Source organism: Larkinella sp. VNQ87 (assembly GCF_049445795.1).
Lineage (GTDB): Bacteria > Bacteroidota > Bacteroidia > Cytophagales > Spirosomataceae > Larkinella.
This window is the reverse complement of the sequence record NZ_JBMSDT010000013.1, coordinates 97,370-117,033: the sequence shown is the minus strand read 5'-3', so window position 1 is coordinate 117,033 and position 19,664 is coordinate 97,370. Positions and strand designations below refer to the sequence as shown.

Here is a 19,664-nt window from a genome sequence, read left to right as displayed (position 1 = left end):
CTGACGTAACTGTATTTCTTAACCAAAATGCGTACTAAAGTTGTCTTGCGGGTAGTGGCGGCTCTAACGATAGCCGGTTTTTTGACAGCTTTTGGATGGGACCGTACCGGGTTGACCCGGTTTCGGTGGCGTCACGCCATTTTATCGGCCAACTTTCTGGCCTCTTTCGAAAAGAAAGCCCCGGTGAAGCGTGTTGCCAAATCAGAGACCTGGCATTATAAAACCGCTGCCCATCCGGTGGAGGTATTCGGTTCGGCTCCGCAGCAGCAGCGCTGGGTCGACAGTGTGTTCCGGACTCTCACGCAGGAGCAGAAAATCGGGCAGTTTTTCATGGTCGCGACGTTTTCAAACCGGGACGAAGCGCATTACCAATACATCGAAACCCTAGTCCGGCACTATAACATCGGCGGACTTATTTTCTTCCAGGGTGGTCCGTACCGACAGGCGGTTTTGACCAACCGCTATCAGGCGGCCGCCAACGTTCCGCTGCTGATCGGCATCGACGGCGAGTGGGGGCTCGGGATGCGGCTCGACAGCACGATGGATTTCCCGAAGCAGATGACACTGGGCGCCATCCGCGATACGGCGGTCGTCTACCGCATGGGGGCCGAAATCGGACGGCAATGCCAACGCCTGGGCATTCACATCAACTTCGCGCCAGTTTCCGACATCAACAGTAATCCGTCCAACCCTGTGATCGGAAACCGCTCCTTCGGCGAATCACGGGAGAACGTTGCGCTCAAGGCGGCTGCTTACATGAAGGGCCTGCAACACAGGCGCGTCATCGCCACCGCCAAGCACTTTCCGGGCCACGGCGACGCCAGCACCGACTCGCACATCACCCTCCCGACAATCAACCGCTCGGTTGCGCAGCTCAACGACATCGATTTGTACCCCTTCCGTAAGCTGATTGCGGATAGTCTGATGGGCGTTGTGACGGGCCATTTGCACGTTCCGGTTGTCGACAATACGCCCCGGCTGGCCGCCACCCTGTCCGAAAAAATCGTGACGGACCTACTTAAGAAAGAACTCGGTTTTCGGGGTCTGGTGTTTACCGACGCGCTGAACATGGCCGGTATCGGCAAACTACCCGCCGAAGAAATCAACCTGCGGGCATTGATGGCCGGAAACGATGTTCTGCTGTATCCGGAAAATGTACCCGACGCCGTCCATAAAATTGCCAGTGCCATTGAGCAGGGCAAAATTTCGCAGGAACTAATCGATGAAAAGGTCCGGAAAATCCTGCGGGCCAAATACTGGGCCGGATTGAACAAATATCAGCCCATCGCCCTTGAAAACCTCAGCCGCGACCTGAACTCGTCGGAAGCCCAATTGCTCAAGCAGGAACTTTGCGAACAAGCCGTTACGCTGGTCAAGAACACCAATAACATTTTACCCGTCAACACGCTGGACACACTGCGGTTGGCATCGGTTTCGATCGGCACCGATTATGGTAATACCTTCCAGAAAATGCTGGGCCGGTATGCCCCCTTCAAACAGCTTACCTACGGCGAAAAACCGTCCGGCGACCATAGTGTGGAGGAAATGCTGAGCCAGATCGGGGACGCCAACCTGGTGGTGGTGAGTTTCCACCGGATGAGCCCCTCGGCCCGCTGGAGTTACGGTGTAACGAATGCCTCATTAAGTCTGATCAACCGCCTGAAGCAGCGGGGTATTCGGGTGATAGTTTGCGCGTTCGGGTCGGCCTATGCCCTACGTCCGTTTGTCAACACGGAAGCCGATGCCGTTTTGTGTGCCTACGAAGATGGGGAAGAAATGCAGCGGGTCGTTCCCCAGGTTCTCTTCGGGGCGGTTCCGGCCAGGGGCGTGATGCCCGTTACAATCGGCGACTGGAAATTTGGGAATGGCTTGTTTACGGCTCCCAACCAGCGGCTAGCCTATAGCCTGCCCGAAAGCGTCGGTATGCGTTCCGGCCAGTTGCGGCACATTGAAACCGTCATTCAGAAAGCCATTCGAGATCGGGCTTTCCCTGGTTGCCAGGTGCTGGTGGCTCGGAAAGGCAAGGTGGTTTTTGACAAAAGCTTCGGCAATCTGGCCTACAACAATGCGGAACGAGTCACCGACGAAACCCTGTACGATCTGGCGTCGCTGACCAAGGTGGTCGGAACGCTCCAGGCGGTGATGATCCTGAACGAACGGGGCGCGATTGATCTGAACCAGAAAGTCGCTTACTACCTGCCTGAGTTTCAGAACAGCAGCAAGCGCAACATGACGGTCAGCGATGTCTTGCTGCATCAAACCGGTTTGCCCGCTGGGTTGCCACGGGCCGTCGACCGGGCCAAGGCGCTGGTGACGGCCGATTTCCGCTCCGGTCGTGATAGTTTACACGCGTTACAGGTTGGCCCCGCCTTATTTGCGGCCCCGGCCTTGCGGGATTCGATCTGGCAATGGATTGTCCGGACGCCGTTGACGGGTCGGCCGGACGAAGCCGGCCGGTACGGTTATCTCTACAGTGACCTGAGTTTCGTGATTCTACAAAAACTGGTCGAGCGGGTTTCCAATCAACCGATGGATGCGTTCCTGAACGAAACCCTGTATAAACCGCTGGGCATTTCGACGCTCTGCTTCAACCCCTTGTATTGCAAACCAGGAAGCCGGATTGCGCCCACTGAACAGGATACCTATTTCCGTCATTCACTGCTTCAGGGCACCGTTCACGACCAGTTGGCGGCTTTACAAGGCGGTATTTCGGGTCATGCCGGTTTGTTTGGAAATGCGACCGATATTGCTAAAGTGCTGCAAATGAACCTGCAACGGGGTAATTACGGCGGTAGCCGGTTTCTGATGCCGGGCACGGTTCCGCTGTTCGTCCGGACGCAAAGCGACCGCAGTCATCGTGTTTTGGGCTGGGATAAACCGGAAGTAGATGGCAACAGCGTTTACCACGCCAACCAGGTGTCACCCCGTTCGTTTGGCCATACCGGTTTTACCGGCAATGTCATCTGGGTCGATCCCGATTACGATCTCGTCTTTATCTTCCTGTCCAATCGCGTACACCCCAGCGCGGCCAATACCCTGATCAATACCCAGAAAATTCGTCGACAAATTCACGAGATTATTTATCAGTCGATGTAATTTGTATTTTTGAGTCAAATTTCTGAAAAATACCCAGTTAACGTAACTCCACCACCACTTATCGGTTTTTTATATGAATAAATGTTTACGTCTGTATTGGCTTTTGCTGCTTGTGTTGTGCGGAAGTGTAGGGAAAGTATCAGCCCAGACGATTACAACGGGCGCTTTGTCCGTTTCTGCGGTTTGTGCCGGGGGCACCGTTTCCGTTCCTTTTACTACATCGGGGACATTTGTAACCGGAAATCAGTTTAAAGTTCAACTCGCTCCGGCGTCGGGATCAACTTTTACTGACATTGGTTCCGGCACCATCAGCCCTCTCACCGGTACCATTCCAGCCGGAACCAACGGCAGCGGGTTTCGGATTCGAGTTGTTTCCACCACCCCGGCTGTCAACGGCAGCATTAGCCCCACTACTTTAACGCTGACAACCGCCCCTGGCCCCCCCGGCACCGCTAACGTGACCTATTGCCAGGGAACCTCCCCAGCCCCGTTAACTGCATCGGCCAGTGGCGGTGCCACCCTGCTCTGGTGGGGAACCAGCGCGTCGGGCGGAAGCTCGTCGGCCACGGCCCCAACTCCTTCGGCAGCCTCAGCGGGCAACACTACTTACTACGTCAGCCAAACCCTGAACGGTTGCGAAAGCCCCCGGGCGGCCATTACCGTCACTGTCAGTGCGGTTCCGGCGGCTCCTGTGACTGGGGCCGCCCCCACTTACTGCCAGGGCGCACCGGCTTCCCCGCTAGCGGCAACGGCCTCGGGTGGCGCAACACTGAACTGGTACGGAACCAACCAAACCGGCGGAACCGCTTCGGCAACGGCTCCCACCCCTTCCACCGACGCACCCGGAACCAGCACCTATTACGTCAGTCAGGCCATCGGAACTTGTGAAGGACCACGCACCGGTATTACGGTAACGGTAAACCCTAAACCGGCTCCTCCAACAGTAACCACTCCGGTTTCAGCCTGTCAGGGCGGTAGTTTGGGCGCGCTGTCGGCCACCGCCGGAACCGGCAACACGCTCAATTGGTACGGAACCAACGCGAGCGGAGGTACAGCTTCGGCCACTGCTCCGACGCCTTCGGCCGCATCGGCCGGAACAACGAATTACTACGTTAGCCAGAAAGGGGGCAATGGTTGCGAGAGCGACCGGTCGGTCATTGTGGTCAACATCAAGGCAACGCCCTCGGCACCCAGCACGGTTCCGGCCAATTACTGCCAGAATGCACCGGCCGGAGCCTTAACCGCTACTGTATCAAGTGGTGGCACCTTAAACTGGTACGGAACCAACCAAACCGGCGGGACCGCTTCCGCAGCCGCCCCAACACCTCCAACCAGCGCCACCGGCACGACGACCTACTACGTGAGCCAAACCGTCGATGGCTGCGAAAGCCCCCGGGCGGCATTGGTTGTTACGATTCGGGCTATTCCGGCCGCGCCCACTACCACGACGCCGGGCGCTTATTGCCAGGATGCACCGGCCAGTGCGCTCGTCGCAACGGCAGGCTCCGGTGGAAGTCTCAACTGGTACGGCACCAACCAAACCGGCGGAACCGCTTCCAATTCAGCGCCGGTCCCTTCGACCGACACGCCGGGAACGACCAATTACTACGTGAGCCAAACCGTCAATGGTTGCGAAAGCCCCCGGACCGCAATTGCCGTGACCGTGACTCCCAAACCAGCGGCCCCAACCGTCACGGCCTCGTTTACGTACTGCCAGGGCGCAACCGCCAGTCAGTTGACCGCCGTTGTCGGCAGTGGCGGAACGGCCAACTGGTACGGCACGAATGCAACCGGAGGCTCACCTACGGCGGCCGGGCCAACACCCTCGACGAATTCGGCGGGTGTTTTTACGTATTATGTTAGTCAAACGCTGGGTGGATGCGAAAGTAACCGGGCCAGTATCACCGTAACGGTTTACGCGACGCCCACTGCTCCGGGCGTTGCGGCAGTCTCTATTTGTCAGAATCTTCCCACAGAAGCTCTCACCGCATCGGCTTCAGCTGGTGGCACCTTAAAGTGGTATGGCACCAATGCCACGGGCGGAACCGGTTCGGACACAGCCCCAACCCCATCAGCAACCACCGCAGGGTCAACTACGTACTACGTCAGCCAGATAGTCAACGGTTGCGAAGGCCCCCGGGCCGCTTTGTCCGTCACGGTAAAACCGCAACCAGCCGCTCCTACAGTGGGAGCAGCACTGAGCTACTGCGAAGATGCTGCAGCCGTTCCCTTGATAGCAACGGCTGGCTCAGGCGGAGTTCTGAACTGGTACGGCACGAATGCTACCGGCGGAACCGGCTCCAATTCTGCACCGACGCCTTCCACGAATACGCCGGGCAATTTGACCTTTTATGTCAGCCAAACTATCAATGGCTGCGAGAGCCAGCGGGCAAGCCTGACGGTGACGATCAAGCCAAAACCGGCTGTGCCGGGCACCCAGGACATTCGGTATTGTCAGAAGGAAACAGCTTCAGCCCTGACTGCCACTTTTGAAACCGGTGCTACCTTGAAATGGTATAGCACGCCAGCCAGCACGACCGCTCTGTCGGCCGCTCCGACGCCTGATACGCAAACGCCCGGTGAAACGACATTTTATGTGAGTCAGAACGGCGCTAACGGCTGCGAAAGCGATCGCGGTACGATTAAAGTTCGGGTATTTGCTACGCCCGGCCTGCCAACGGTTCCGACGCTGCCAGATGTTTGCCAGAATACATCCACGCCGGTTACGCTACAGGCATCTGGTGAGAACCTAAAATGGTACACGGTTGAAACCGGCGGAACCGGCGCGGGAGCGGCTCCGGTGCAACAAACTACAGCCGCCGGAACCTTCACCTATTACGTTACACAAACGATCAACCAGTGCGAAAGCCCCCGCGCAGCAGCCAAAATTACGGTGAAGCCACAACCGATTCTGCCGGGTGTTGAGAATCTGGTCGTTTGCCAGGATGCCGAAGAAAAAACCCTGGCAGCCACTGGAGAAGCCCTGAAATGGTTCGATGCCAACGGCAACCTGATCGGCGGTGCCCCGAAACCCAGCACGAACGTCGAAGAAAACCGGGTCTATGCGTATAGCGTCACCCAAACGGTCAATGGCTGCGAGAGTCAGAAGGCTGCGGTAACCTATACCGTGAATGTAACGCCGAAACCAACCGTTGTCACGCCGGTGGTGTACTGCCAGAACGCAGTGGCCAAACCGCTCGAAGCGACGGGCCAGAACCTGAAATGGATTGACCCCTACGGCCGGGAGTTTACGGCCCCCCCCGTTCCGCCGACGACGAACATTTCAACCAAGCCGGAAGGTGATTCGTATTTTGTGACCCAAACTGCCAATAACTGCCAAAGCCGCCGGTCCGAAATTAAGCTGATCGTCAATGCACCGCCGACCGCCAAAATCGAAGGAGCCGCAACGGTCAATCTGGGGAAAACGGTTCCGGTGACGATCACCTTTACCAGCGTTCCGCCGTTCAGTTATACAGTTTCGGACGGAACCACGGGTAAGTCTGAAACCATGCAGCAGGAGATTAATCTGTTGCCGACGAAGAAAACAACCATTTACACCATTACCAACATTTCGAATACCTGCGGAACCGGAACCCCCCTCGGAACCTTCACGGTCAATGCCGTCATTCCGACGGTTACCACAGGCGCGCTGTCAGTGACGACGGTTTGCGTTGGTACGTCCGTTCAGGTGCCTTTCACGACTGCCGGGCAGTTTACGGAAGGAAACACATACAACGTCGAAATGGCGCTGGTTTCCGACACCGAGTTTACCAACAAAACGGAGATTAAGGTCAATGCCACGCAAAGCCCGATAACGGCTCCGATTCCGACGACGCTGGCGCAGGGACTTTACCAGGTCCGCGTTACGGCCACCAACCCGCAGGTCCCGGTACCGGGAAGTGCCAGCTCGACCATTCTGAATATCCGGGCTTTACCGACAGTAACGCTAACCGGTACGAAGGATATTTACGACAATGAAAGTACTCCGCTCTCCTTCGCCTTAACGGGTGATGCGCCCTGGACGTTCGAATATTCTGATAATTCGAAAACCACCAAAGTGACGACGAGTACCAACCCGCACCTTGTGACCGTTACGCCCATCATATCGACTACTTATACCGCCAGCTCGGTATCGAACGTCTGCGGGGTTGGTACAGCCACCGGAACGGCGATCATCCGGGTATTGCCGGTTTTGGGTCTGGAACCTGACCCGCTCATCACGGCCGTCAGGGTTTTCCCCGTTCCGGTCGATAACATGGTGACCATTGACATCGATCTGCCGTTGCAAAAAAATCCGGCTCAATTGCAACTGACCGATCAGAACGGACGCGTCATGAAGCAAGTAACCACCCGCCAACGACAAACCAACCTGGATCTGGGACAACAGGCCTCGGGTTCATATTTCCTGCAAATTCAGATCGGCGACCGAAAAACCGTTCGGAAAATTTTGAAACGATAAACTTAGAACGGGTCCGAAGAGAATTCGGACCCGTTTTTAAATTGCCTCCCTACGAATGCTCAACGACGACTACTTCATGAGCATGGCGCTTGAACAGGCCGAGTCCGCTTTTGAAGAAGGCGAGATCCCGGTCGGAGCGGTCGTTGTCTGCCGAAACCGGATCATTGCGAAAGGCTATAACCAGACCGAACGGCTGATCGACGTAACGGCGCATGCCGAACTGCTGGCCATCACGGCGGCCGAACAATACCTGGGCTCGAAGTACCTCACGGACTGCACATTGTATGTCACCCTGGAGCCCTGCGTGATGTGCGCCGGAGCGCTATTCTGGGCGCAGATCGGCCACCTGGTTGTGGGAGCCCCCGATCCGAAACGCGGTTTTTCCGGCGTTCAGCCGTCCCTCCTTCATCCCAAAACCCGCCTGACAACGGGTGTCCTGGCCGATGAAAGCCTGCATCTGCTGCGCAACTTTTTTCGGGGCTTACGAACATAAATCAAAAAGTCGCTGTTAGTGCGTTTGACAACTTAACTGTATGTCTAACCTTAACATATCACAATATGGCTTTTGAATTAGCTCCCCTGCCTTATCCGAGCAACGCGCTGGAACCCCACATCGATCAGCAGACGATGGAAATTCACCACGGCAAACACCACAACGCCTACGTGACCAACCTCAACAACGCGGTAAAAGGTACTGAGTTGGAAGGCAAGTCGATCGAAGAACTGGTTACCGAGGTTAGCAAATACCCCGTAGCGGTTCGGAACAATGGCGGTGGGCACTGGAATCATACCTTTTTCTGGGGCATTCTGTCACCAAACGGCGGTGGTGAACCGACCGGTAAACTGGCCGAAGCCATTACGCAGAAATTTGGTTCCTTCGATGCCTTCAAGGAAGAGTTTGCTAAAGCCGCTACCACCCGTTTCGGTTCTGGCTGGGCGTGGTTGATCGTTACGCCGAGTGGTGAACTGGCCGTTACTTCGACCCCCAATCAGGATAACCCATTGATGGACGTAGCCGACCAAAAAGGAACCCCCATTCTGGGTCTGGATGTGTGGGAACACGCCTATTACCTGAAATACCAAAACAAACGCCCAGATTACGTAGCTGCCTGGTGGAACCTCGTCGACTGGAAAGGTGCTGACGATCGGTATCAGCAAGCGGTGTAAATAAAATGATGGATGATGGATTATGAATGATCGATGCGCTAAAAAATTCATCATTCATAATTCATAATCCATCATTCTTTTCCTATCTTTGCAGTCCGTAAACGGAGAATGTAGCTCAGTTGGTTAGAGCGCCAGATTGTGGTTCTGGAGGTCGCGGGTTCGAGACCCGTCTTTCTCCCTCTCCTAGCCCTGTCAACAGCAGGGCTTTTTTTTACGTCTTTCCGTTCCGGATTCCTAACCATTCGCTGCCACTGCCCCTATGCCCGACCGGTTATACCGTCCTGTATTGATCCTGCTGCTGCTGGCTTATACCGCCGGAATCGTTGGCCTGCAGGTACCGACATGGGCTCCGCTGTTCCGGAGTCTGGTTCCGTTCAATTTACTGGGTTCGCTGTTCTTTCTGTTGCTATTTCATACCGACTGGAAACCGTCTTTTCTTTTCTACTGCGCACTGGCGACCGTACTCGGCTTTTTGGTCGAGGTGCTGGGCGTCCACACTGGTTTTGTTTTTGGCAATTACGCCTACGGTGCTACGCTGGGCTGGGCACTCTGGGAGGTTCCCCTGGTAATTGGTGTAAACTGGCTGATGCTGACTTATTGCTGTGGTGTCATCTGCGACCGGTTTACTCTGCCGGTGTATTTGAAAACCATCGTGGCGGCTTCGCTGATGGTTTTGCTGGATGTGTTGATCGAACCCGTTGCGGTTCGGATGGATTTCTGGACTTGGCTCGAACCCTCTATTCCGATTCGGAATTACCTGGGCTGGTGGATTGTCTCCCTGGTCATTCTGGGTATCTGGTACGGCCTGCCCTTTCGAAAGCAAAACCGCCTGGCCCTCCCCCTGCTGCTCCTGCAATTTCTGTTCTTTGCCGTCAACAACATAGTATTCTTTCTAACTAGTTTATAAACAATTTTAGATATTTACGGTTTTATATCACTGGGCAAGTTTGTTGGCATATCCGATTATTACAATTTTTCTTAAGCTGTGCGCATCCTTTGTCGGTTTTCTTTTTGTATCTTGTAACTCAGCATACTGAACTTAAACTAACAAAATTGCACCTGAATACGTCTATACGTAACTCATTTTGCGATAAACCTACCTAACGAAAACTGCAATTTGTACAATTCCCATGAGTAATTACTCGATCAGAGATCTGGAACAGCTATCGGGCATTAAAGCACACACGCTCCGAATCTGGGAACAGCGCTACAATATCATCTCGCCGAAGCGAACCGATACCAACATTCGCACATACGACGATGTGGATCTGAAGCTAGTGCTGAATATTTCGTTGCTGAAAGATCACGGTTTTAAGATTTCGGAAATCTCGAAGATGTCGCTGGACGAGATGACCAAGGAAGTCATTACCATCTCTGACCGTAAACTCAACTACCCCGACCAGATTCACGCCCTGACAATTTCCATGATTGATCTGGACGAAGACCGGTTTGAAAAAATAATCAGCACCAACATTTTACAATTCGGCTTCGAGAACACGATGATTCACATCATTTATCCGTTCCTGAGCCGCATCGGTACGCTCTGGGTAACGGGTTCGATCGGCCCGGCTCAGGAGCATTTCATGTCGAACCTGATCCGGCAGAAAATCATTGTTGCCATCGACGGCCAGGTCAGCAAGCAACGCCCGAACGCCAAAAAATACCTGCTGTTTCTACCGGAAGGCGAATTGCACGAAATCGGTTTGCTCTTTGCCAACTACGTCATCCGGGCGCGGCAAAATAAGGTGATTTACCTGGGCCAGAGCTTGCCCCTGAGCGAGCTAGAGTACGTCTATGAGCAGCACAAACCAGACTATATCTTTGCCTCGATTACCTCGTCGCCCAGCAACCACGAAGTACAGCCCTTCGTCAACAAACTGGCCGACCGGTTTCCAGCGGCTCAGTTGCTTTTCACTGGTTATCAGGTAGTAGGGCAAGACATCGACACACCCGACAATGTTCTGATCATCAACCAGATCGAAGATCTTATCCGCATTGCCAGTACCTGAAAAAAGGCCCTTCCTGTTGGAAAGGCTTTCTCCGCTTACCACGTCCGCCAAGTACCTCAACGATTCATCAACTCGTCGAACGTCAGCGAGACATAATACATTCCACCGACGCTGGGATTTCCCCAGCCCTGGGTATAAAGTGTTCCCAGAACATTGGTCCCGCCCACTTTCAGCACGGATTTGATACCCGGTATTCGTTTACTAACCTGCGCATCCAGTGTGTTGTAGGCCGGAATGGTGGTTTCCCGGCGAAGGGTTGCCTCTGTGTTGGCAAAACTCGACTCCCAAAGGAACCCATCCTGATGCCGCCAGACCACATTAAAGCCAAAACCGGTATTGCGAACATTCCGGTTTCCGACCGACAGGTTATACCGGTATTTCGGGGAGTTGAAGAACGGCACGAAATCAGCAGGCAGCTTATCGCGGTTGGTCAGGGCATTGTAAGCAATATTACCGCCAACGACAAAATTCCCCGGCAGCAGGTAATCGGCGCTGATGGCCCAGCCGTGGTTTCTGACCTGCACCGGCGCATTGACGTAAAAACCGTACAGGTTACGGGTTGTCCCACTAATCAGTTGCAGGAGTGATTGCGGATTGTCCGCCGTAGCCGGTTGAAGTCCCTGCACCACCACCTGCGTTCCTTCAAAATTTAGAAAGCGGTTGTTGTAATAATAAGCATCGACAAATAACTTATTCCCAAGCAGGCTCTTATAGCCAATTTCATACGTCTCGACCCGCTCCGGCTCCCACTCTTTGGCCTCATAGACCTGCAACGACGAAGCCGCCTGAGCTGGCGATGCTCCCTGCCCGAGTGCGGTTCCGAACGCCCGGACGGATTCCAGCGTGTAAACCGGGTTTCCGCTGAAATTATACCGGTCTCGGAACATGGGCAAACCGCCAATCAGGTGATTGGTCGGCGTGTTCAGGTCAATGTACTGCGCCTGGGCGGTCGGAATCCGAAAACCGCGCTGGAACGATGCCCGGATGTTGTGTACCTTGTCCAGCGTCAGCACCGCCGATAGGCGGGGGCTGAACTGCCCCTTGAAGTTGATGTTTTTGTCGTACCGCAACGAGCCGGTCAGCTTCAGTATGTCGGCCACGGTTTTGGCCACCTGCGCGTAACCGCCGTACTCGTTGATCCGGTATTCGTTATTTTGTTCATCCAGGGCAAAGATAGTTCCCCCGGAGTTGAGCGCATACTGCCGAAAGTTACCGCCCACCAGCAATTCCAGGGTTTTCGGATCAATGAGTTTGCTGAAATTATACATAAACTCACCGTGGTACAGGTTCGTTTTGTCCAGAAATTTTGCACCCAGATTAGGCAACGTTCCGGGCAGCGGGCGGCCGGATACGGTAGCCGCAGCCTGGTCAAACTGGGGAGTTCCGGGCAAAAACCGCCCCTGATTGGCCGCCGTCCGGGCTGCGGTGTGCAGGTTTCCGGAAACCGCATTTACGGCATTCAGCGCGGTTTGGTAAGCCGTGGCCGGATTGGTCGCCATTGCCTGCATGAGTGCGGTACTGAAGGTCTGCAACGCCCCACCCGCGTAAGCGAAGGCATACTGCGGGAACCACGAGCCCACCAGATTGCTTTGATCCAGACTGGGTTTCCAGGCTTCATTGATGCCCTGACCCAAGAGCCCAATCGAGAACGAATCGCCGGAACGCTCCTGGGTGGTATAGGCCCGCACGAAAAAGTTGGCCCCCCGAAGTTCAGCTTTGTACTGACCAATGCTGAAGCCTTTGATGTAAAACCGATCCTGACCCGTATACGCCGTCGTTCCCGTTCCCCAGTTGGCCTGCAAAATGGCTTCCAGCCGGTCGTTGATGCGGTAGTGCAGGGCGCCGTTGAGTTTCAGGCTGCTGACTTTGTAATTCACCAGATCCTGCTCGCTGTACCCCGTTCGCGAAACCGTTACGTTAGGCAGCAATACGTCGTTGACGATCTGGGTAGCCGGAATGTTCGTAGCCGCCGAGAGCTGATTCACTCCACCAATGATTCGGGCCAGATCCGGCGAGAGCAGGGCTATTTGTTCAACGGGGATCGGCAACAACTGGGCTACCGTCGATTGAAACGCATTCAGGTTTGCGCTGGCATCGCCGTAAATGTTGACGCCATCGTAGCCCGGATTGCCCGGGCGGGTGCCGTTGGCCAGCGTAAAACCGTTCGTAAAACTCTGATCCCGCCAGTCGGTAGCCTGCCAGTCGGTAGCGCTGATGTACGACGCGCTGAGTTTAAACGCCAGTCGATTGCTGAAGGCTTTGGCGTACCGAAAACCGGCGTCATAGAACGGGGTGGTGGCGGTGCTGCGGTTGCTGGCCGACATGATGCCGGTTTTGGCATACGCGCTTAGCCCCTGGTACTGAAACGGGTTCTTACTGCTCATCAGCAACAGCCCGTTGACAGCATTGGGGCCGTAAAGAGCCGAGGCAGCGCCGGGCAGTAACTCAACACTTTCGACATCCAGCTCCGAAATACCAGCAATGTTGCCCACCGAGAAGTTGAGCCCCGGCGCCTGGTTGTCCATGCCATCGACTAGTTGGACCACGCGGGTGTTGCCGTTGGCCCCAAAGCCCCGCACGTTGACCGACCGGAACATCAGACTCTGCGTCGTCATGTCGACGCCCTTGAGGTTAAGCAAGGCATCGTAAAACGTCGCAGCCGGGGTCGATTGAATGGTTCGAATGTCTATTTTTTCCACCGAAACCGGCGATTGCATGACGCTTTCCTCCACCCGCGAAGCCGAAACGACCACTTCCTGGCCCAGCATAACCTGCTCTTTCAATTGAATTTTCAATTCTGTCGGGCTGGTTACGGCAATTTCCTGCGTCTGAAAACCGACTGACGAAACCACCAGCGTCAGCGGGGTGGGCGCGGAGGTCGTCAGCGAAAATCGTCCTTTGGCATCCGTAATGGTTCCGGCAATGGTGCCTTTCACAACTACACTAACGCCTACCAACGGTTCAGACGTATTGCTTTCGACAATTTGTCCGGCAAGTTTTGTTTGTGCAAAGCATCCTGTGATCAGCGTCAACCACAATCCGGCAGACAGGAGGAACTGCTTACTGCATTTTCTCATGGTCAGGTACTGTTTTACCGATAAATAATGAGTTAAGAATGAAGCCGATGAAGGCAAGGAAATTACAATAAATCCCAGGAATTACCACCGGTTATCCGGCAAATAATCGGGTTACGCCCTTACAAAATTGATTATCAAAAATTTACGAACTTATTATACGTTTCGTAGGTGGCTTTTTAACAATCACTTAAATCCTGTTACTTGTGATTCGTATAGACGATTCGGTAACTTTGTTTATTGTCAAAAAATGTTAACGCTACATTGTCCTTCAATAAGAAAACCTATTCGAAACTAACTTTTAATCGCAATCCTTGTAGCTTAGTGACCCTTTATTCATTTTACAGATTAAATCTTACTCGAATTATTTGGTATGAATCATAATTATGTCGTTATCATGGCGGGGGGTGTCGGAACCCGTTTCTGGCCGTTCAGCCGTACCAACAATCCCAAACAGTTTCATGATGTTCTTGGCACCGGCAAGTCATTGCTGCAACAAACTGCCGAGCGTTTCGATGGGATTTGTCCACCGGAAAATATCTATATCGTTACCAGTTCTGAATACCATAAACTTGTCAAAGATCAGCTTCCGTATCTGAGCGACGACCAGATTTTGTGTGAACCGGTTCGACGGAATACCGCCCCCTGCGTAGCGTACGCAGCCTACAAAATCGCACAGAAAGACCCCGAGGCCAACATGGTCGTGGCTCCGGCCGACCACATTATTTTGAAAGAAGACGAATTCCGGGCTACAATTCAGACAGCGCTGGATGCTACCGCCGGTCAGAACATTCTGGTTACACTGGGGATTCAGCCCAGCCGCCCGGATACGGGTTACGGCTATATTCAATACATTCCGGACTCCGACGACAAAGGCGTCAAAAAGGTGAAAACCTTTACCGAAAAACCGCACCTGGAACTGGCCAAACAATTTCTGGAGAGCGGTGAATTCGTCTGGAACGCCGGTATTTTTGTCTGGAACGCCCAGGCGATTCGCCAGGCGTTTGAAGCCTATATGCCGGAAACCGCCGAGATTTTTGCCGAAGGCAACGAATGGTATTATACCGAGAAAGAAGAGCCGTTCATTAACAAAGCGTATTCGCTCTGCAAAAGCATCTCCATCGACAACGGCATTATGGAGAAAGCCCAGAATGTTTACGTTGTCCTGAGTGATTTCGGCTGGTCGGATCTGGGTACCTGGAAATCACTCTACGAAGTCTCGGGCAAAGACGAAAACGAGAACGTGACCGACGGCACTCACCTGCTTTATAACACGAGTAATAACATCATTAAAACGCCCAAAAACAAGCTGGTGGTCATCAGCGGGTTAGAAGGCTTTATTGTCGCTGAATTCGACGGCGTCCTGCTGATTTGCCCCAAAGAAGAAGAACAAAAAGTCAAAGAGTTTGTCGCCGACGCCAAAAACCACGGCGCACACTTTGTGTAAAGAATAACGTGAAATAGCGAATATTGAACAACGAATATCGAATAATGAAGTGGCGCTGCAAGGGTTCATTATTCGTTATTCAATATTCAGTATTCGCTATTTTACGTATTAAAAATGTTTCCACCCCTGCGCTTTGATCGGCGTGTATTGCCCGGCTTTGGTGGCCAGCAGGATGGAGTCGGGCTGGTCGGTCAGGTAGCCGATGGGCGTGATGCGGGCGTGGTTTTTCAGCTTCTCGAATGCCTGCGGCCGAATCGTAAACAGGAGTTCATAATCCTCCCCGCCGTTCAGGGCCGCCGTGATGGGGCTCAGATTCAGCTCCGTTGCCACCAGGTACGTCACATCGTCAATCGGCAGGTTTTCGTCAAAAATAACCGCCCCGGTTTTGGATTGGGTACAGATATGGATCAATTCCGAAGCCAGGCCGTCGGAGACGTCGATCATGGCCGTCGGGACAATGCCTAAATCCCGGAGTTCATACACGATGTCAGTGCGGGCCGACGGGCGCAGTTGCCGCTCCAGCACATAGGCTTTGTCTTCGCCGATTTCGGGTTGCATCGACGGATCGGCCAGAAAGACCTGCTTTTCCCGCTCCAGCAGTTGCAATCCGCAGAAAGCCGCCCCCAAATCACCCGTGACACAAACCACATCGTTGGGTTGCGCCGTATTCCGGTACGTGATTTTATCCTTGGCCACCCGGCCGGTTACGGTTACCGAAATGACCAGTCCCGAGCGCGAGGAGGTCGTATCCCCACCGATCAGATCGACGCGGTACGCTTCGCAGGCGGCCTTGATGCCCTCGTACAGTTCCTCCACGGCTTCGACCGGAAACCGGTTGCTGAGCGCAATGCTGACAGTAATCTGGAGTGGCGTGCCGTTCATGGCGGCAATGTCCGAAACGTTCACGGCCACGGCCTTAAAACCCAGGTGTTTGAGGGGCGTATACGACAGATCGAAATGAACGCCTTCCAGCAGCATGTCGGTCGAAATCAGCCAGTAGTCGGGGCCACCGGTATCGATCACGGCGGCATCGTCGCCAATGCCGCGAATGGTTTCGGGTAATACCGGCGATCCGATGGATCGGTTCAATCGCTCGATCAGGCCAATTTCGCCCAATGATTCCAGTTCGGTTCGTGTATTCATGGTGTTTAAAAGCAAAAAGCCGCTTTCGGTTGAAAACGGCAAAACCGGTAAAACGGTTCTTGGTAAAACGCAATCGGAATGGGAATGCGCCTACGGATTTGATAAGGTATATTTGTTGGTAGTACCGCCGGTTTTCCGGTCGGCCGTCGTGCGGGTAAGTTCCAGCGAGTTATCCGTCGATGAACCAATGTTGTACTCGATCGTTGGGCCGTCGGTCGGGGCCGGGCTCAGGTTCTTCAGGATGAGTTTGGTTTCACCCTGTACCTCATACTGGCCGGTGGATTTGAAGCCGTCGACCTGTGTGATGACTGCCGTCGGGGGGTTGCTCAGATCCAGGGTGAATTGTGAATAGGCGGGTTTGACGTTATTACTTCCGCCTTTGGTATAAACAACCACGTTATTTTCTTCCACTTTCTGCGCCGACCATACCTTTGCAACCCGTTCTGAAATCGGCTTCACTTTATTTTTATTGCAACCCGTCGTAACAATCCCTACTAAAGCCACCAGGGCGACGATAAAGATTTTGTTCATATCTCTAGAAATTAAATGATTGGCTCGTGTTCATTAGTAACCGGATAAAGTTACGCGTTTTTACGAAATCCGTGTTTAAACTTATGGGTAAAGTTGCATTTTTGCTGCCTGAACTGTTTAAAACCGTATGTCTACCGGCCCCCAAAATACCCTGAAAGAGTACACCCGCTCGCAACTGGCGCTCCGCAATGGCTCCGACCGCGACGAAATCTGGTGTGCGTACCGGGGCCTGATTTACGATGTGTCGGCCAGCCGACTCTGGCGCCAGGGCAAACACTACGAGCACTGGGCCGGGCAGGACCTGACCGACGAACTGGCCGACGCCCCCCACGGCGAATGGGTATTCAGCCGCTTTCAGGCCGTCGGGAAATTAATCACTTAATCAGCAAATAACGCACCAACATGATTCTCATCGCCGACAGCGGCTCCACCAAAACCGACTGGCGCACCCTCGACGCCCAGGGCCAGGTCGGGCAGGCCCGCACCATCGGGTTCAACCCGTATTACCAGGATAGTGCAGCCATTGCTTCTGAATTGCAAACCAGTCTGATCCCTTCCGTTCAGGAAACGGTGACGGACGTATTTTATTACGGTACCGGTTGCAATAATGAAGAATCCTGTGGGGTTGTCGAACGGGCTATCCGGACAGTTTTCCCAGATGCCAAAACTGTTGAAGTCAGCAGTGATGTGCTGGGGGCAGCGCGGGCGTTGTGCCACCACGATACGGGAATTGCCTGCATTTTGGGAACGGGATCGAATGCCTGCCTGTACGACGGCCGGACGATTGCCCAACTGGGCGGTACGCTCGGCTTCTGGCTGGGTGACGAAGGCAGCGGTGGCTATCTGGGCAAAACGCTGGTAGTGCGGTATCTGCACGGTCAGTTGCCCCCTGAACTGACCGAAAAATTCCGGAAGCGGTTTCCAAATGTGGACCGGCTGACGGTTTTGGATCAGGCCTATAAACAGCCGTTTCCAAACCGGTATTTTGCTTCATTTTCCAAATTTCTGTTTGATAACCGTAGTCATCCGGTTGCCTATCAGCTTGTTTACGATGCCTTTGCCCTGTTTTTTGACACCTACATCCGCAAGTTTCCGGCGTATGAACAGTTGCCGATTCACTTCGTCGGTTCGGTGGCATTCTACTACAGCGACCTTTTGCGGCAGGTTGCCAATGACAAAGGCCTGACCGTCCGACGGATTCTGGAAAATCCCATCGCCGGGTTGACGCTCTATCATCAGGGCGTTGCGGGTGCGGAATAGAGTATTACAGTTTTATTTCGGGCATAAAAAAAGCAACCGACTACCGGTTGCTTTTTCATAAATACTCAATACAACGTTACTGTTTCAAAACTTTAATTACTTTCCGAACCTGGTTGCCTTCCTGAATTTGGAGGAAGTATAAGCCGGTTGGTAAGTGCAACGACTGAACATCCAGCGTTATCTTCTGCTGGCTCGTGCCGGTCATTTTGCCCTGCAATTCCCACTGTCCACCGGTAGTTGATGAGAGGGAGAAACGGAAGACGCCCGTATCCGTCACCGCACCGGGTCCGGTCAGGTTGATAATTTCACGAACCGGATTCGGATATACCAGCCATTCCCCCTCGGCAGTTTCGGCGTTTTCAGCCAGTACCCCGATCCGGCCACCACCAGGCACGAACGAGAACGCAATCGTTTTGGTAATAATGGTTTCTCCACTGCCGTTGGCCCCGGTAAAGGCCGCCAACCGAAGAACGTACGAACCGACCTGGGGCTTGAAGCCATCATCATCACCGAACAGCCCGAACGGGGTCTGGTTATCGACATAATTGTTTGAGGTTGCGCCTGTCAGTTCGAAGGCAATGCTGCCCACCGGCACGTTCGACGTGCAGAAGATGTTGATTTTCTCGGGCAGGTTGTTGACACCGACCGACATATTATTCGTCAACTCCTGAATAATCTGACGCGACGCGGCATTTCCGGCCTTCATCAACTGGACGGTCAATTGCGGATCACGAACCGTCAGTTTAAACTGGATGCTGTTTGTTTTCTGGTCGGTCGTCGTACTCTTCACGGTCACCGTGTAAACACCCGCATTCTGGGGCTTTCCGCTGGATGTCCGGTTTCCGGCATTATAGGCGATGCCATCCGGCAAACCGCTCACCTCAAGTTGCACACCCGCCCCCGGTTCGGGCAAGGTAAACGTGTAGTACAGTCCTTTTGTAATCACCTGATCCGGAATCACGCTTTTCCCGCTTGCACAGGTTGTGGTGAAGGTATACTTGACCACCTTCTGACTTTGTCGTGCTTCGATGTCAAAGGTGCTGCCCTGCCGCATGGTTAAGAAAAGAATGTGTGTCGAAGTCGTTGTCCATTCGGTAATACCAGCCGCCCGGTATTCAATCTGGGAGCGGTCGCCCCCGCTCGTCCGGAAGGTGATTCGCCCGCTCTGACAATCGTATTCCGGTGCCAGCAGAACTAACGGTGAGTCCGTCGGGTTGGTCGGGTTGGTCGGGGTCGTAGCCTCGTTGGCTACATTGAGCGTGATCTCTACACTGGTTTTGGCGCCCTGAGCGTCGGTAGCCGTGTAGGTCATCTTATAAGCGCCCACCGCCTGAACCGTCCCCACCAGCACCCGGCTCACCCCATCGAAGTCCAGACCCGAAGGCAATCCGCTCAACGCATACGTCAACCGCCCCCCCTCCGGATCTGTGAACACCGGCAAGACCTGCTCGAAACGCACATTCACCACCGCCGAAAAG

At 53.9% G+C, this 19,664-nt stretch carries 13 protein-coding genes and 1 tRNA gene; 10 read left to right on the top strand and 4 right to left on the bottom strand.

Annotation, left to right across the window (positions count from 1 at the left end; genetic code table 11):
* The first annotated feature begins 27 nt into the window (after nt 1-27).
* The 7 genes from ACO2Q8_RS21925 to ACO2Q8_RS21895 all read left to right on the top strand — a co-directional run bounded on the left by ACO2Q8_RS21925 (nt 28) and on the right by ACO2Q8_RS21895 (nt 10,731).
* Nucleotides 28-3,096, top strand: coding sequence for a glycoside hydrolase family 3 N-terminal domain-containing protein (locus tag ACO2Q8_RS21925; protein ID WP_423347004.1), 3,069 nt, complete (start codon nt 28-30; stop codon nt 3,094-3,096).
* A gap of 73 nt (nt 3,097-3,169) precedes the next feature.
* Nucleotides 3,170-7,555, top strand: a complete 4,386-nt coding sequence (locus tag ACO2Q8_RS21920; protein WP_423347003.1) for a T9SS type A sorting domain-containing protein — start codon at nt 3,170-3,172, stop codon at nt 7,553-7,555.
* A gap of 55 nt (nt 7,556-7,610) precedes the next feature.
* A complete protein-coding gene (locus ACO2Q8_RS21915) occupies nt 7,611-8,048 on the top strand; it encodes a nucleoside deaminase (protein WP_423347002.1) in 438 nt (145 codons plus the stop codon).
* A 65-nt stretch (nt 8,049-8,113) separates the two neighbouring features.
* Nucleotides 8,114-8,722 (top strand): superoxide dismutase, encoded by a 609-nt coding sequence (locus tag ACO2Q8_RS21910; RefSeq protein WP_423347001.1) that lies wholly within the window; start codon nt 8,114-8,116, stop codon nt 8,720-8,722.
* A 103-nt stretch (nt 8,723-8,825) separates the two neighbouring features.
* Nucleotides 8,826-8,901 (top strand) — tRNA-His (locus ACO2Q8_RS21905).
* 80 nt (nt 8,902-8,981) lie between these two features.
* Complete coding sequence (locus tag ACO2Q8_RS21900) at nt 8,982-9,629, top strand: carotenoid biosynthesis protein (protein WP_423347000.1); 648 nt, start codon at nt 8,982-8,984, stop codon at nt 9,627-9,629.
* 223 nt (nt 9,630-9,852) lie between these two features.
* Nucleotides 9,853-10,731: a MerR family transcriptional regulator gene (locus ACO2Q8_RS21895; RefSeq protein WP_423346999.1), complete on the top strand. Its 879-nt coding sequence runs from the start codon at nt 9,853-9,855 to the stop codon at nt 10,729-10,731.
* A gap of 56 nt (nt 10,732-10,787) precedes the next feature.
* On the opposite strand, the gene ACO2Q8_RS21890 is transcribed toward ACO2Q8_RS21895, so the two are convergent.
* Nucleotides 10,788-13,808, bottom strand: a complete 3,021-nt coding sequence (locus tag ACO2Q8_RS21890) for a TonB-dependent receptor (protein WP_423346998.1) — start codon at nt 13,806-13,808, stop codon at nt 10,788-10,790.
* 370 nt (nt 13,809-14,178) lie between these two features.
* Here ACO2Q8_RS21890 and ACO2Q8_RS21885 point away from each other — a divergent pair, with 370 nt between their 5' ends.
* Nucleotides 14,179-15,252, top strand: a complete 1,074-nt coding sequence (locus ACO2Q8_RS21885; RefSeq protein WP_423346997.1) for a mannose-1-phosphate guanylyltransferase — start codon at nt 14,179-14,181, stop codon at nt 15,250-15,252.
* A 108-nt stretch (nt 15,253-15,360) separates the two neighbouring features.
* Here ACO2Q8_RS21885 and thiL read toward each other — a convergent pair whose 3' ends face one another.
* Both thiL and ACO2Q8_RS21875 read right to left on the bottom strand, forming a co-directional pair.
* Nucleotides 15,361-16,395: a thiamine-phosphate kinase gene (thiL, locus tag ACO2Q8_RS21880; protein WP_423346996.1), complete on the bottom strand. Its 1,035-nt coding sequence runs from the start codon at nt 16,393-16,395 to the stop codon at nt 15,361-15,363.
* Between the two features lie 90 nt (nt 16,396-16,485).
* A complete protein-coding gene (locus ACO2Q8_RS21875) occupies nt 16,486-16,926 on the bottom strand; it encodes a hypothetical protein (protein ID WP_423346995.1) in 441 nt (146 codons plus the stop codon).
* 127 nt (nt 16,927-17,053) lie between these two features.
* Here ACO2Q8_RS21875 and ACO2Q8_RS21870 point away from each other — a divergent pair, with 127 nt between their 5' ends.
* Together ACO2Q8_RS21870 and ACO2Q8_RS21865 are read left to right on the top strand one after the other, a co-directional pair.
* Nucleotides 17,054-17,308, top strand: a complete 255-nt coding sequence (locus tag ACO2Q8_RS21870; protein ID WP_423346994.1) for a cytochrome b5 domain-containing protein — start codon at nt 17,054-17,056, stop codon at nt 17,306-17,308.
* Between the two features lie 20 nt (nt 17,309-17,328).
* Nucleotides 17,329-18,186 carry an N-acetylglucosamine kinase gene (locus ACO2Q8_RS21865; protein ID WP_423346993.1) on the top strand — a complete coding sequence of 286 codons (858 nt, stop codon included), beginning with the start codon at nt 17,329-17,331 and terminating at the stop codon, nt 18,184-18,186.
* Nucleotides 18,187-18,262: 76 nt separating this feature from the next.
* On the opposite strand, the gene ACO2Q8_RS21860 is transcribed toward ACO2Q8_RS21865, so the two are convergent.
* On the bottom strand, nt 18,263-19,664 hold a 1,402-nt coding region (locus ACO2Q8_RS21860), incomplete at its 5' end, for a putative Ig domain-containing protein (RefSeq protein ID WP_423346992.1).